Genomic DNA, 14,091 nt, shown 5'->3' with positions numbered 1-14,091 from the left:
TTCGCTTTTGTCATGCGCTCGTTGAAATCTAACGCGATTTGACGAACGGGATACCAATGGCTTTTGGCGCGATGGATTTCGCCATCAAGCCCGCCAGCACGATCACGGTGACGACGTATGGCACCATCTGGATCAGCGAGCCGGGGATGCGGCCCACGACCGGCAAGTCCACGCCTTCAATCTGGATCTGGATGGCGGCAAAGAAGCCGAACATCAGGCAGCCGAGGAAGGTGTAGACGGGACGCCAGTTGCCGAACACCATGGCCGTCAGGGCCAGGTAGCCGGCACCGGCCGACATGTCGCGCAAGAAGAAGCCGCTTTGCACGATGGCCAGGTAGGCGCCCGAGAACGAGCACAGGATGCCGGCCACCAGCATGGCCAGGTAGCGCGTTGCTTCCACGCTCACGCCGGCCGAATCGGCCGCGTGCGGGTTTTCGCCGCAGGCGCGCAGGCGCAGGCCGAAGCGCGTGTGGTACAGCAGCCAGTGCACGAGCGGGATCAGCAGGAACGCCACATAGACGAGGATGGAATGGCCGCCGATCAGGTGGGCATATACCCAGCCGATGAAGGGAATGTGCTCCACGTACTGTGTGCCCGGCAAGACCACGTCGAACAGCCGCGCCGAACCGAGGTCGGGCGTGCGGCCGCCTTGCTGGAAGAAGAACTGCGCCAGCACGAACGTCAGCCCGCTCATGGCGATATTGATCGCCATGCCGGCCACCAGCTGGTTGCCCTTTTGCGTAATGCTGACGTAAGCCTGCAGCAGGGCCAGGGCGACGCAGACGAGCATGCCGGCAGCCATGCCGTAATACGGGTTTTGCGTCGTGTAGGCCACGGCGGCGGAAGCGAAGGCGCTGGCCAGGATCTTGCCTTCCAGGCCGATGTCGATCATGCCGCTGCGTTCGGCAAACAGGCCGGCCATGGCGGCAAAGATCAGGACGGGCGCATTGCGCACGGTCGATACCAGGATGCTGGCGAATTGAAAGTCGTCGAGTGTCATGGTGTTAGCCTTTGGTGCGCTTGAGCAGGGCGGAAATGGCCGGTGCGTAGAAGTTTTCCATGGCGCCGCAGAACAGGATGATCAAGCCCTGGATGAAAATGAAAGTTTCCGTCGGGATATTCGGTTTTTCCAGCGACAGGTCGAAGCCACCCTGGATCAGCGCACCGAACAGCACGGCCGACAAAAAGATGCCGACCGGATGCTGGCGGCCCATCAGGGCGATGGCGATGCCGATGAAGCCGGCGCCGCCGACGAAATTGAGCGACAGATAATGCGTCGAACCCATGATGGAATTGACGGAACCGAGGCCCGCCAGCGCACCGGAGATCAGCATGACGATGATGATCATCTTGCTGATCGACACGCCCGCATAGTGGGCCGCATGCTTGTTCAAGCCCGTGGCGCGCAGCTTGAAGCCCCACGACGAGCGCCACACCATCACGCCATAGATCACCAGCGCGGCGATCGCCAGAATAAAACTGATGTTCAGCGGCGTGTCGCCCAGCGACGGGAACCAGGTGGAGAGGCGCGGCATTTCGCCGCTTTCCGCAAACACGCGGCTGGCCGTGTTCTGCTCGCCAGGCGGGATCAGGTATTTCACGATCACGAAGTTCATCAGGCTGGCGGCGATGAAGTTGAACATGATGGTGGTGACGACGATGTGGCTGCCGCGCTTCGCTTGCAGGTAGCCGGGCAGGAAGCCCCACAGCGCGCCAAACAGGGCCGCGCCGATCATGGCGGCTGGAATCAGGAGCCAGGCGGGCAGGGTCTGGTCGAAGGCCAGCATGGCCACCGTCAAGCCTAGACCGCCGATATACATCTGGCCTTCGGAACCGATATTGAACAGCCCGGCCTGCATCGCCACGGACACCGACAGGCCCGTGAAGATGAAGGTGCTGGCGTAGAACAGGGTGTAGCTCAAGCCTTCCGGATTGAGGACGGCGCTGTTGACGAGGATACCCAGCGATTCGGCGGGATCTTCGCCCAGCATATAAATCACCAGGGCTGCGACCAGCAAGGCCGACAGCAGGTTTAACATGGGCATGACAAAGGCTGTCGCCCAGCGTGGCAAGTCGTTATTCATGATTTATGCATTCCCCCCATCAATAGACCGATGCGGGTGGTATCGAATTCTTCAATTTTCAGTTCGCCGGTGATGCGTCCGCCGCACATGACGAGAATGCGGTCGGCCAGCGCCCGCACCTCTTCCAGTTCAACGGACACCAGCAGGATCGCCACGCCCGCGTCGCGCAGGGCCAGCAATTGCGTATGGATGCTTTCGATGGTGCCGATGTCGACGCCGCGCGTGGGCTGACCCACCAGCATCAGTTTCGGCTTGGCCAGTACTTCGCGCGCGATCACCACCTTTTGCTGGTTACCGCCCGACAGCAGGCCGATGCGCAGGTCCGGATTGGCCGGGCGCACGTCGAAAGTCTTCAGCAGTTCCGCGCAGCGGGCGCCGATGGCCTTGAAGTTGAACAGGCCCCAGCGGTTTTTCAGGTGATCCTGGTAGCCGAGGATGGTGTTTTGCATGACGGAGAAATTCTTCACCACGCCATCGCGCAAGCGGTCTTCCGGAATGTGGGCGATGCCCAGCTCGCGGAAGGCCAGCGGCAAGCCGTCGGCATCGTGGCGCTTGGCAAACGGCAAGTCCTTGTCGAGAAAACGCAGCTTGCCCGAGGTGGGCAAGCGCATGCCCGACAGAATTTCCAGCAGCTCGCTCTGGCCATTGCCCGAGACCCCCGCGATGGCGACGATTTCGCCGGCGCGCAAGTTGAAACCAATGTCGGCCAGCAGCTTGACCTGTTGCTCGTCGGCCAGTTGCAGACCGTCCACTTCCAGCACCGTGGCGCCCGGATTGTATGGGGCACGCGGCAAGTGGCTCTGGATGGGGCGGCCGACCATCATGTTGGCCAGTTCCTCTTTCGAGGTAGTTGCCGTGGCAACGGCGCCCACCACCGTGCCGCCGCGCATGACGGTGACGTTGTCGGTGATTTCCAGGATCTCTTGCAGCTTGTGCGTGATCAGGATGATGGTCTTGCCTTGCTCCTTGAACAGGCGCAGGATTTCAAACAGCGAGGCCGTTTCCTGGGCCGTCAGCACGGCCGTCGGCTCGTCGAGGATCAGGATATTGGCGCTGCGGTAAATCTGCTTGAGGATTTCCACGCGCTGCTGTGCGCCGACTGACAGGTCTTCGATCTTTGCCAGCGGGTCGACGTCGAGGCGGTAGCGCGCGCAAATCTCGCGCAGCTTGGCTTCCGCTTCCGTGCGGTGGCTGGCCAGGCGAAAGCCGCCTTCCGTGCCCAGCATGATATTGTCGAGGACGGTGAAGTTCTCGACGAGCATGAAATGCTGGTGCACCATGCCAATGCCGAGGTTGATCGCTTCCTGGCTGTTGCGGATAGGCTGTACTTTTCCGTCGAGCAGGATTTCTCCGCCGTCGGCACGGTAATATCCGTACAGGATGCTCATCAAGGTCGATTTGCCTGCGCCATTTTCCCCCACCAGGCCATGGATACTGCCCTTGGCGATGGAGAAGCTGACGTCGGCGTTCGCCTTCACATGTCCAAACTGCTTGGAAATGCTGCGAAATTCTACTGCTGGCTGCATAGGTTCATAACTGGATAGTTTTATGGAAACGCGCCGCGCGGAGACTGGCCCCGGCGGCGCGCTAAAAGATACGGAGAAAAATTAAACCGGGCAGCTGCTGCCGACGCGGTAATCGATCACTTTGATCTTGCCATCGATAATGTCCTTACGCGCACCCAACACGCGCTTTTCGATTTCCGGCGTGATCAGCTTGCGGTTGTTCGCGTCGAGCGCCCAATCCACGCCGCCTTCTTTCAAGCCTTTATAGCTGACGCCGCCCTTCCAGGTGCCGTCCTTGACTTGCATGAAGCTGTCGTAGACCGTGTTGTCGACGCGCTTGACCATCGAGGTCAGGATGCTGCCTGGATACAGATGATTCTGGTTCGAATCGACGCCGATGGCCAGCTTGCCTTTTTCCTTGGCCATTTGCAGGGTGCCCATGCCGCTGCCGCCAGCAACGGCGAAGACGACATCGACGCCGCGCTCGAATTGCGAGCGGGCCAGTTCGCCACCCTTGGCCGGGTCATTCCAGGCGCCGGACGTGGTGCCGACCATGTTTTGCGTGATTTCCATCTTCGGATTGACGGCCTTCGCGCCTTGCGCGTAGCCGCAGGCGAAGTTGCGGATCAGTGGAATATCGATGCCACCGATGAAGCCGACTTTCTTGCTCTTGCTGGCCATGGCCGCTGCCACGCCCACCAGGTAGGAACCTTCTTCTTCCTTGAAGACGACGGAATTGACGTTGCTGCCGGCGGCCTGGCCGTCGATCAGCACGAATTTTACGTTCGGGAATTCCTTGGCGACCTTTTGCACGGCTTGCGTTTGCGCAAAGCCGATGGCGGCGATCAAGTCGAGTTTCTTGCGGGCCAGGCCACGCATGACCTGTTCAGCCTGCGTATCGCTCGATGCCTGCACTTCGATGAAGGAAATGCCCGTGTCTTTTTTGAAGCGCGATGCGCCTTCGAAAGCGGATTGGTTGAACGACTTGTCGAACTTGCCGCCCGCGTCATACACGACACCCAGTTTTGGGGTAGCCGCGGACGCTTGAGCAGTCAGAAATACGGCTGCGATCGTCAAACTAAATTGTGTAAGTTTCATGAATTGGCTCCTGGAAGATCGATATTGTATATTTTTTATAGGTGAAACATATAATTTGGGGCCGATTTAGCCTGTTTTTGATGCACGAGGTGATAATTCCTTATCAACATTGCACTGTATTGCACAAGATCATTGCTGGCCTCGTGTGCTTTTATGTCGTCAGTGTGATGCTCATGCAACAGTCGCGCCCCGTCTCTTTTATAGGTACAACATCGAATGGGGCTGCCGGAGCGGGCTGGGATGCGCCGTCAGTTGACGGGCAGGGCAAGCACGGGACCGGCGCCGCGATGGGCGTCCGAATCACTATGCATCATGCCAGATATGTATGACAAATACGTTTTTGTTTATGTATTTATACGCAGTGCATATAAATAGGTGGTGCCGCAGCTTAGACGGCCGGGGGATTGAGGATATTCAGGAAGGCCCGCACGACGGGAGCGTCGTCCAGCGTGGTGTAGCTGATGTACAGGTTGGCCGATGGGGGATTCGTCTTGATCGGCAGAAACACGACGCCGGGCCAGCCGATGCGGCTTGTCGTTTCCGGCACCAGGGTCACGCCCAGGCCTGCGCCGACCATGGCCAGCAGGGTTTGCGGCTCGCTCGCTTCCTGGAAGATCACGGGTTCGAAACCGGCATTGATGCAGCATTGCACCAGGTAGCGGGGAAACGCGGATTTATCGAGGTTCAGGGTGAGCATCGGCTCGTGGGCGATGTCGATCAGCTCGATGGCCGTGTTTTTCGCCAGCGGATGGTGTTCATTGACGGCCACGCAGACATTTTCGCGGAAGCACAGTTCCTGGCGCAGATTATCGTGACGCAAGTCGTCGTCGTTGAGCTTGGGTTCGCGCCAGAAGCCCACGTCGATCTGCTTGGCGCGCAAGGCTTCGTATTGCACCGTGGGACCGAATTCATGGATGGTCCAGGTGACGCGGGGAAATTTGGTCTGGAATTCTTCCAGCAGGCTGGGGATGGGCCCCCACATGGCCGAGCCGACGATGCCCACGCGCAAGCGGCCCACTTCGCCGCGGTCGATCTGGCGGATGGTGTCGATGGTCATGCGCATCTTGGCCAGCAGGTCGGCGGCCTCGTTCATCAGCGCCTTGCCCGCCACGGTCAGCTCGAACGTGCGCGTGGTGCGGGCAAACAGGCGCACGCCCAGTTCGCTTTCCAGTTTCATGATCTGCTGGCTCAGGGGCGGCTGCGAGATATGCAGGCGCTCGGCGGCGCGGCTGAAGCTTTTCTCCTCGGCAACGGCAAGAAAATACTTTAACTGTTTCAGATCGATGGACATGCTTTCCTTGGCGTTGCGTGTTGCTAGGCGATGGAACGGCGCACGAACCCGTGAAGGCGCGCGCGCTTTCTTTACAGCAGTCCTATTATCGTGCCACGACCGCCTGCATGGCAATGGCCAGCGCGGTGCCGACCTGGGCATTGTGCTTGACCAGCGCGATATTCGTCGCCAGGCTGCGGCCATCCGTCAGTTGCTTGATGCGCGATAACAGGAATGGCGTGACTTGCTTACCCTTCACGCCGCCCGCGTCCGCTTCCTGCAGCGCTTGCGTGGTGATGGCATCGATTTCTTCCTTGGGCATGGCTTGCGCGGCTGGCACGGGGTTGCTGACGACCACGCCGCCTGTCAAGCCCAACTGCCACTTGGTGCCGATGAAGGCGGCTTGTTCGGCGGCCGTGTCGAGGCGGAAATCGGCCTTGAAGCCGCTTTCGCGCGTGAAGAATGCCGGGAAACCTTCCTGGCCCACGCTGATGACGGGCACGCCGTGGGTTTCCAGGTATTCCAGGGTCAGGCCGATGTCGAGGATGGATTTCACGCCCGCGCAGACGACGGCCACCGAGGTTTGCGCCAGTTCCTGCAGGTCGGCGGAAATGTCGAAGCTCGTTTCCGCGCCGCGGTGCACGCCGCCGATGCCGCCCGTGACGAACACGGAAATACCGGCCAGTTCCGCGCAAATCATGGTGGCGGCCACGGTGGTGGCGCCCAGTTTGCGCTGCGACAGGACGAACGGCAGGTCGCGGCGGCTGACCTTCATGGCGTCGGGCGAGGTGCCCAGCAATTCCAGTTGCTCGGGCGACAGGCCCACGCAGATCTTGCCGTCGATGATGGCGATGGTGGCCGGCACGGCGCCGCCGTCGCGGATGATCTGCTCCACTTCGCGCGCCATTTCCACGTTTTGCGGATACGGCATGCCGTGCGAAATGATGGTCGACTCCAGCGCCACGATGGCCTTGCCGGCGGCGCGCGCGTCGAGCACTTCTTGCGAGAACAAGAGGAAATTCTGTAATTGGGTCATGTTTAATCCTGTTGAAAGAGGGTAGGGGGAGGCGGCGCCAGGTCGGCGTCGTCAATGCTGTCGAGCGCGCCGGCGGAAATCTGTGGGGAGACGGTGGCAGCCGATTCCAGGGTCATGGCGGCCAGCTTCAGGCCGCGCCGGCAAGCCAGTTTCAAATCGCTGCTGTCGTGGTAGAGCGACCAGCAGACGGCGGCGGAAAACGCGTCGCCGGCGCCAGTCACGTCGACGGCGTCCACTTCGCGCGCGGCCAGGTGGACGATAGGCGCGTCCGGACTGTCGCCATCCGTGAAGTACACGCCTTCGCCGCCGCAGGTGACGATCACCTGGCGCGCGCCCTGGCGCTGTACTTCGCGGCAGGCGGCGCGCAGGTCCGCTGCCGTGGGCAGGGTCCGCGCCACGCGTGTTTCCAGTTCGCCCCGGTTGAGGATCAGCAGGTACAAGCCCGTCAGGTCTTGCGGCAGGTGCGCCATCTTCGGCTGCGAGACGGCGACGATGACGAGCGGCGTCGCGTGCGCCGCATCCTGGCGCGCGTCGGCCAGCAGTGCCTGCACGCTGTCGTGGCCCAGGTTCAGGTCGCAGACGGTGAGGGCGGCGGCGGCGCGCTGCGGCTGGCGGCTATGCAAAAAGGCCGGTGTCAGTTGTTCATAGAGTTGCATGTTGGCCATTGCCAGCAGCATTTCACCATGTTCGTCGAGCACGGCCGTGTAGGTGCCGCTGCTGGTGTTGCTCAGATGTAAGCTGCCGCGCATGTCGATACCAGCGTCTTCCGCGTGCGTCTGCAGGGCGTGGCCGGCCGCATCGTCGCCCAGCGCCGTCAGCAATGCCACGGGAATCGACAATCGGGCCAGGTTTTCCGCGATGTTGCGGCCCACGCCGCCAAATACTTCTTCCGAACGCACGGGATTCGAGGTGCCCATCTGCAGGGTCGCCAGCGTGCGCATCTTGCGGTCGAGGTTGGCGGCGCCTATGCACAGCACGGGGCGGCTGTCGGGCAGCACGTAGGCGCGTCCCAGCAAGCGTCGCTCACGGATGAGGCCGGCGATGTGGCCGGCGACGGCCGAGCGCGACAAGCCCAGTTCGCTCGCCAGGTCTTGCTGCGAGATGAAGGGGTTGTTGCGGATCAGCGTGTACAACTGGTCTTTTTTATTGGTATCGGTCACAAGGTTTTCGCTGAGGTTTAAACATTTGTCTTAAACTGTAAACATTTGTCTTGTCGGTGTCAAGCGTGTGTGAAGTTCGTATCGGACGTGCGCCAAAAGTGGTCGTATGGAGCTTGTATGCAAGCATTTCCCGGGCATGGCGAACCTGGGCTTGTCTCGACTATAATATCGGCCATTTATATTTGAATTGTATAAATGGGCAAGAAAAATGGTATTTGCCATACATATTCCGTTTGATGCATAGTGGCGGCAAATAGAGGCAATACGCATTTCGATATACCTGTAACACCATACTTACCCGATACCTGGGCCGCAGTCCTTCACCGGACACGGCCGCGCAGGCAGCAACCATCATCATTAGTCAAACAGAGGATAACCATGTCGAACAACACCCCTTTCCACGCCGCCGAAATCATCCGTGCCCGCGCTCCTGAAAATTTCAAGCCGCGCGTGGCGATGATCCTCGGCTCCGGCCTGGGCGTGTTGGCCGAGCAGATGACGGACGCCGTCAGCATCAGCTTTGACGAATTGCCAGGCTTCCCGATCAGCACCGTGCACGGCCATGCCGGCGAACTGGTGATCGGCACCCTGTCGGGCGTCGCCGTCGTCTGCATGAAGGGCCGTGGCCACTTCTACGAAGGCTATGGCATGGGCGTGATGACGAGCGCCATCCGCACCTTGAAACTGCTGGGCTGCGAAATGCTGTTCGTCACCAACGCCGCCGGTTCCCTGCGCCCTGAAGTGGACGCCGGCAGCCTGGTGGCCATCAGCGACCACATCAACCTGTTGCCAGGCACGCCGATGGTCGGCCCGAACGACGACCGCTTCGGTCCGCGCTTCTTCAGCATGGCCAACGCTTACGATGCGGACCTGCGCAAGCTCGTCGCGGACACGGCTGCCTCGAACGGCATCACCCTGCACGAAGGCGTGTTCGTCGCCTACCCTGGCCCGAACTTCGAGACGGCCGCCGAAATCCGCATGATGGCCCGCCTGGGCGCCGACACGGTCGGCATGTCGGTGGTGCCGGAAGTGGTCTCGGCCCGCCATTGCGACCTGAAAGTGGTGGGCGTGTCCGTCATCACCAACCTGGCCGAAGGCATGTCGCCATTCGCCCTGTCGCACGAGCAAACCCTGAAATACGCGGCCATCGGCGCGAAAGACCTGGTCAAGCTGATCCTGGCTTTCCTCGCCAAAGTCGCTGAAAAACCGCAAGCCTAAGCACTTTTTTATGCAGTAGCGGCGCGCCGGCCACCGGCGCTGCCGCGCGGCAGGCCGGGAAAAACCGGCCTACACTGTCCGCATCATCCCGCATCAATCCATAAAGCGAGCCTTATCATGTCACGCGCATTTATCCTCCTGCTTGATTCCTTCGGCCTTGGCGCGACGCCAGACGCCGCCAAGTATGGCGACGCAGGTGCCAATACCTTTGGCCACATTGCCAGCACTGTCGCCAAAAGCGGCAAGACCTTGAAACTCCCGAACATGGAACGCCTGGGGCTGGGCGCCGCGGCGCAACTGGCCAGCGGCGAATGGGCCACGGGCTTCGACCAGCGCGACGGTTTTACCGGCGCCTACGGTGCGGCGCGCGAGCGCTCCACCGGCAAGGACACGCAGAGCGGCCACTGGGAAATCGCCGGCGTGCCCGTCGAATTCGACTGGGGATATTTTCCCCGTACCACGCCATCGTTCCCCGCCGACCTGACCGGCAAGCTCAAGGCCATGTCCGGCGTGCCGGGCTTCCTCGGTGACTGCCATGCCTCGGGCACGGACATCATCAACAAGCATGGCGATGAACACGTCGCCACCGGCAAGCTGATTATCTATACCTCGGGCGACTCGGTGATGCAGATCGCCGCGCATGAAGAATCGTTCGGCCTCGAGCGCCTGTACCAGGTATGCGAAATGGCCTTCAAGCTGGTCGAGCCGTACAACATCGGCCGCGTTATCGCCCGCCCGTTCACCGGCAGCAATGGCAACTACACGCGCACGTCCAACCGCCACGACTACGCCGTCGCGCCGCCCGCGCCGACCCTGCTCGACCACGTCAAGAATGCGGGCGGCGAAGTCGTCGGCCTGGGCAAGATCAGCGACATTTTCGCCACCCAGGGCATCTCCAGAGTCGTCAAGGGCGTCGACAACATGGCGCTGTTCGAAGCGCTGCTGAAGACGGCCGATGAAGTGCAGGACAAGTCGCTCACCTTTGTGAACTTCGTCGACTTCGACCAGGCTTTCGGCCACCGCCGCAACGTCGAGGGCTATGCCGACGCGCTGCGCGAAATGGATGCGCGCCTGCCGGAATTCATGGCCAAGCTCAAGGAAGGCGACCTGGTCGTGATCACCGCCGACCATGGCTGCGACCCGACCTGGCACGGCTCCGACCACACCCGCGAACATATACCGATGATCTTCTTCGGCCCCGGCGTCGCCCCGCGCGCGCTGGGTATTTCCGAGACCTTCTCCGATATTGGCCAAACCCTCGCCAAGCACCTTGGCGTACCACCACTTGCTAATGGAACCAGCTTGTTATGACACTCATGCACCCCGAATTCAAGCGTAACGAGGCCGTCGGCCTCGACCTGGGCTGGATCAACCAGATCCGCGTCAACCGCGCCGCGACAGACCGCCGCGCGGCCAGCCTGGCGAACCGCCGCACCGTGAAAAAGGAATACCAGGCCGCCTGGCTGGTGAAAGCCATCCAGATGATCGACCTGACCACCCTGGGCGGCGACGATACGCCGGGCCGCGTGGAACGCCTGTGCATGAAGGCCATGCGCCCGCTGCGCGCCGACCTGATGGACGCACTGGGCTTGACGGAACTGAGTACCGGCGCCGTGTGCGTGTACCACGAGATGATCCAGCCGGCCGTGAAGGTCATCCAGGGCCGTTTGCCCATCGCTGCCGTGTCGACGGGTTTCCCGGCCGGCCTGACGAGCATGGAAACGAAGCTGCGCGAGATCGAACTGTCGGTCGCCGCGGGCGCTTCGGAGATCGATATCGTCATCACGCGCCAGCACGTCCTGAACGGCAACTGGCAAGTGCTGTACGACGAAATGCTGGCCTACCGCAAGGCTTGCGGCGAAGCGCACGTGAAGGCGATTCTTGCCACGGGCGACTTGCTGACCATGGAAAACGTGGCCAAGGCTTCTTGGGTCTGCATGATGGCAGGCGCCGATTTCATCAAGACTTCCACCGGCAAGGAGGGCGTGAACGCCACCATTCCCGTGGCCCTGACGATGGTGCGCACGATCCGCGAATACCACGAGCAGACGGGCTTCCAGGTGGGCTTCAAGCCGGCCGGCGGCGTCAGCTCGGCCAAGAGCGCGCTGCAATACCTGACCCTGATGAAGGAAGAACTGGGCAACGAATGGCTGCAGCCGCACCTGTTCCGCATCGGCGCTTCCAGCCTGCTGACCGACATCGAGCGCCAGCTCGAGCACTACGTCACCGGCAGCTACTCGGCCAATCATCGTCACGCACAACCTTAAAGAACAATCGTCATGCCAACAATTAACGAGATTCTCAATACTATGGACTACGGCCCTGCTCCCGAAAGTCAAAAAGAAGCGCAGGCTTGGCTAGCTGGCCACCAGCGCACATTCGGTTTGTTCATCGACAATGCCTGGAGCGAGCCTGCGGAACTGTTCGCCTCGACCAATCCTGCCGACGGCACGCAGCTGGCGGAGCTGACGCAAGCGAGCGATGCAGACGTGGAACGCGCCGTGGAAGCGGCGCGCCGCGCGCTGCCCGTATGGCAAGGCATGGGTGGCCACGGCCGCGCGAAAGTCATGTACGCGCTGGCCCGTCTGCTGCAAAAGCATTCGCGCCTGTTCGCCGTGCTGGAAACCCTGGACAACGGCAAGACCATCCGCGAAACGCGCGATATCGACCTGCCGCTGGCCGCGCGCCATTTCTACCATCACGCCGGCTGGGCGCAGCTGCAGTCGGAAGAATTCGCCGACTACCGCGCCGTGGGCGTGGTGGGCCAGATCGTGCCATGGAATTTCCCCCTGCTGATGCTGTCGTGGAAAATCGCCCCGGCCCTGGCGGCCGGTAACACGGTCGTCTTCAAGCCGGCCGAATTCACGTCGCTGACCGCCATGCTGTTCGCCGAACTGTGCGTGCAGGCGGGCGTGCCGGCCGGCGTGGTCAATATCGTCACGGGCGACGGCCGCGTGGGCTCGGCCATCGTCAACCATCCTGGCGTCGACAAGATCGCGTTTACGGGTTCCACCGAAGTGGGCCGCCTTATTCGTGAAGCGACGGCCGGCAGCGGCAAGAAGCTGTCGCTGGAGCTGGGCGGCAAGTCGCCGTTCATCGTCTTTGAAGACGCTGACCTGGACGGCGCCGTGGAAGGCCTGGTCGATTCGATCTGGTTCAACCAGGGGCAAGTGTGCTGCGCCGGTTCGCGCCTGCTGGTGCAGGAATCGATCCAGGAGCGCTTCCTGAACAAGGTGCGCGCGCGCATGGAAAACCTGCGTCTCGGCTCGCCCCTGGACAAATCGATGGACGTGGGCGCGCTGGTCGATCCCGTGCAGCGCCAGCGCATCGCCGCGCTGGTCGATTCGGCCCGCGCCGAAGGCTGCGATGTATGGCAGCCGGCGTGCGAGTTGCCTGCCGACGGTTCGTGGTTCCCGCCCACCCTGATCACGGGCGCGTCGACCTCGGCCGCCGTGGCGCAGGCTGAGATCTTTGGCCCCGTGCTGGTGGCCATGAGCTTCCGCACGCCGCCTGAAGCGGTGCAACTGGCGAACAACACGGTGTACGGCCTGGCCGCCAGCGTGTGGACCGAGTCGATCAGCCTGGCGCTCGATATCGCTCCCGCCATCAAGGCTGGCGTGGTGTGGATCAACAGCGCGAATCAGTTCGACGCCGCGTGCGGCTTCGGCGGCTACCGCGAATCGGGCTTCGGCCGCGAAGGCGGCCGCGAAGGCATGCTGGAATACATGACGGCCCTGGCCGAAGATGCGCGTCCGGCCTTGCCGGTGGTGGAAGCGAAAGCCAAGGGCAATGTGAAGCCGGCGGCAGCCGATCCGTTCGCCATCGACCGCACGGCCAAGATGTACATCGGCGGCAAGCAGGCGCGCCCTGACAGCGCCTACAGCACCCCCGTGTTTGGCGCGAATGGCACCTTGCTGGCCGAAGTGGGCGTGGGCAGCCGCAAGGATATCCGCAACGCCGTCGAAGCGGCCCATAAAGCGTCCGGCTGGACCGGCGCCACGGCGCACAACCGCGCGCAAGTGCTGTACTACATCGCTGAAAACCTGGCCGCGCGCGCCGACGAATTTGCCGCCCGCATCGCCGCCATGACGGGCAGTAAAAATCCTGAGAAGGAAGTACAGGCATCGATCGAACGCCTGTTCTACTACGCTGCCTGGGCCGACAAGTACGATGGCCTGGCGCACCAGCCGCCAACGAAAGGCATCACCGTGGCGCTGAACGAAGCGGTCGGCGTGATCGGCATCGTTTGCCCGAATGAAGCGCCTTTGCTCGGCTTCATTTCGCTGGTGGCGCCGGCCATCGCGCTGGGCAACCGCGTGGTGGTGGTGCCGTCGGAAGCGCATCCGCTCTCCGCGCTGGACCTGTACCAGGTGTTCGACACGTCCGACTTGCCTGGCGGCGTCGTCAACATCATCAGCGGCAACGCCGATGAACTGGCGCGCACCATGGCCACGCACGCCGACATCGACGCCGTCTGGCGCCATGACGGTTCCGCTGAAGGTTGCGCGGAAGTCGAGCGCCTGTCGGCCGGTACCCTGAAGCGCACCTGGGTAGGCGGCGCGAAGGGCCGCGACTGGTACAGCGCCGCGCAAAGCGGCGGCCGTGCCGTGCTGGCGCATGCGTCGCAAGTGAAAAACGTGTGGATTCCTTACGGCGTCTGATAGGTAACTAGCGTTACAAAGCTGGGGTCAGATCCGCAGGGACTGACCCCAGATCTTAT

The 14,091-nt window shown here is 61.9% G+C and carries 11 protein-coding genes; 4 read left to right on the top strand and 7 right to left on the bottom strand.

What is annotated here, in order from left to right; genetic code table 11:
• Positions 1–28 precede the first annotated feature (28 nt).
• The 7 genes from BLT98_RS23585 to BLT98_RS23555 all read right to left on the bottom strand — a co-directional run bounded on the left by BLT98_RS23585 (position 29) and on the right by BLT98_RS23555 (position 8,153).
• Positions 29–1,000 carry an ABC transporter permease gene (locus BLT98_RS23585; protein ID WP_034754516.1) on the bottom strand — a complete coding sequence of 324 codons (972 nt, stop codon included), beginning with the start codon at positions 998–1,000 and terminating at the stop codon, positions 29–31.
• Positions 1,001–1,004: 4 nt separating this feature from the next.
• A complete protein-coding gene (locus BLT98_RS23580) occupies positions 1,005–2,084 on the bottom strand; it encodes an ABC transporter permease (protein ID WP_034785591.1) in 1,080 nt (359 codons plus the stop codon).
• On the bottom strand, positions 2,081–3,610 hold the full coding sequence (locus tag BLT98_RS23575) for an ABC transporter ATP-binding protein (protein ID WP_070260161.1): 1,530 nt from the start codon (positions 3,608–3,610) through the stop codon (positions 2,081–2,083). The genes BLT98_RS23580 and BLT98_RS23575 overlap by 4 nt, the downstream gene beginning before the upstream one ends.
• An 81-nt stretch (positions 3,611–3,691) precedes the next feature.
• On the bottom strand, positions 3,692–4,687 hold the full coding sequence (locus BLT98_RS23570; RefSeq protein ID WP_092611955.1) for a BMP family lipoprotein: 996 nt from the start codon (positions 4,685–4,687) through the stop codon (positions 3,692–3,694).
• Between the two features lie 388 nt (positions 4,688–5,075).
• A complete protein-coding gene (locus BLT98_RS23565; RefSeq protein WP_034785584.1) occupies positions 5,076–5,978 on the bottom strand; it encodes a LysR family transcriptional regulator in 903 nt (300 codons plus the stop codon).
• 85 nt (positions 5,979–6,063) lie between these two features.
• Positions 6,064–6,993 (bottom strand): pseudouridine-5'-phosphate glycosidase, encoded by a 930-nt coding sequence (locus BLT98_RS23560; RefSeq protein ID WP_034785582.1) that lies wholly within the window; start codon positions 6,991–6,993, stop codon positions 6,064–6,066.
• 2 nt (positions 6,994–6,995) lie between these two features.
• Positions 6,996–8,153, bottom strand: coding sequence for a carbohydrate kinase (locus BLT98_RS23555; protein ID WP_070260158.1), 1,158 nt, complete (start codon positions 8,151–8,153; stop codon positions 6,996–6,998).
• 378 nt (positions 8,154–8,531) lie between these two features.
• On the opposite strand from BLT98_RS23555, the gene xapA reads away from it, so the two are divergent.
• From xapA to BLT98_RS23535, 4 genes are all read left to right on the top strand, one after another.
• Positions 8,532–9,371: a xanthosine phosphorylase gene (gene xapA, locus BLT98_RS23550; RefSeq protein WP_034785579.1), complete on the top strand. Its 840-nt coding sequence runs from the start codon at positions 8,532–8,534 to the stop codon at positions 9,369–9,371.
• Between the two features lie 117 nt (positions 9,372–9,488).
• Positions 9,489–10,682 carry a phosphopentomutase gene (locus tag BLT98_RS23545; protein WP_092611952.1) on the top strand — a complete coding sequence of 398 codons (1,194 nt, stop codon included), beginning with the start codon at positions 9,489–9,491 and terminating at the stop codon, positions 10,680–10,682.
• On the top strand, positions 10,679–11,638 hold the full coding sequence (gene deoC, locus BLT98_RS23540; RefSeq protein WP_046685481.1) for a deoxyribose-phosphate aldolase: 960 nt from the start codon (positions 10,679–10,681) through the stop codon (positions 11,636–11,638). Before BLT98_RS23545 ends, deoC begins: the two co-directional genes overlap by 4 nt.
• Positions 11,639–11,680: 42 nt before the next feature.
• On the top strand, positions 11,681–14,032 hold the full coding sequence (locus BLT98_RS23535; protein ID WP_092611949.1) for an aldehyde dehydrogenase family protein: 2,352 nt from the start codon (positions 11,681–11,683) through the stop codon (positions 14,030–14,032).
• Positions 14,033–14,091 lie beyond the last annotated feature (59 nt).

The sequence above is a fragment of the Janthinobacterium sp. YR213 genome (assembly GCF_900099875.1).
Classification (GTDB): Bacteria; Pseudomonadota; Gammaproteobacteria; order Burkholderiales; family Burkholderiaceae_D; genus Janthinobacterium; species Janthinobacterium lividum.
The sequence above is the reverse complement of the archived record's forward strand: the minus strand, read 5'-3'. Positions and strand labels throughout refer to the sequence as shown.

Coding starts and splice junctions, on each gene's coding strand:
- BLT98_RS23535 (WP_092611949.1), top strand. CDS start 11,681: ATGGACTACGGCCCTGCTCCCGAAAGTCAAAAAGAAGCGCAGGCTTGG.
- BLT98_RS23560 (WP_034785582.1), bottom strand. CDS start 6,993: ATGACCCAATTACAGAATTTCCTCTTGTTCTCGCAAGAAGTGCTCGAC.
- BLT98_RS23575 (WP_070260161.1), bottom strand. CDS start 3,610: ATGCAGCCAGCAGTAGAATTTCGCAGCATTTCCAAGCAGTTTGGACAT.
- deoC (WP_046685481.1), top strand. CDS start 10,679: ATGACACTCATGCACCCCGAATTCAAGCGTAACGAGGCCGTCGGCCTC.
- BLT98_RS23565 (WP_034785584.1), bottom strand. CDS start 5,978: ATGTCCATCGATCTGAAACAGTTAAAGTATTTTCTTGCCGTTGCCGAG.
- BLT98_RS23570 (WP_092611955.1), bottom strand. CDS start 4,687: ATGAAACTTACACAATTTAGTTTGACGATCGCAGCCGTATTTCTGACT.
- BLT98_RS23580 (WP_034785591.1), bottom strand. CDS start 2,084: ATGAATAACGACTTGCCACGCTGGGCGACAGCCTTTGTCATGCCCATG.
- BLT98_RS23585 (WP_034754516.1), bottom strand. CDS start 1,000: ATGACACTCGACGACTTTCAATTCGCCAGCATCCTGGTATCGACCGTG.
- xapA (WP_034785579.1), top strand. CDS start 8,532: ATGTCGAACAACACCCCTTTCCACGCCGCCGAAATCATCCGTGCCCGC.
- BLT98_RS23545 (WP_092611952.1), top strand. CDS start 9,489: ATGTCACGCGCATTTATCCTCCTGCTTGATTCCTTCGGCCTTGGCGCG.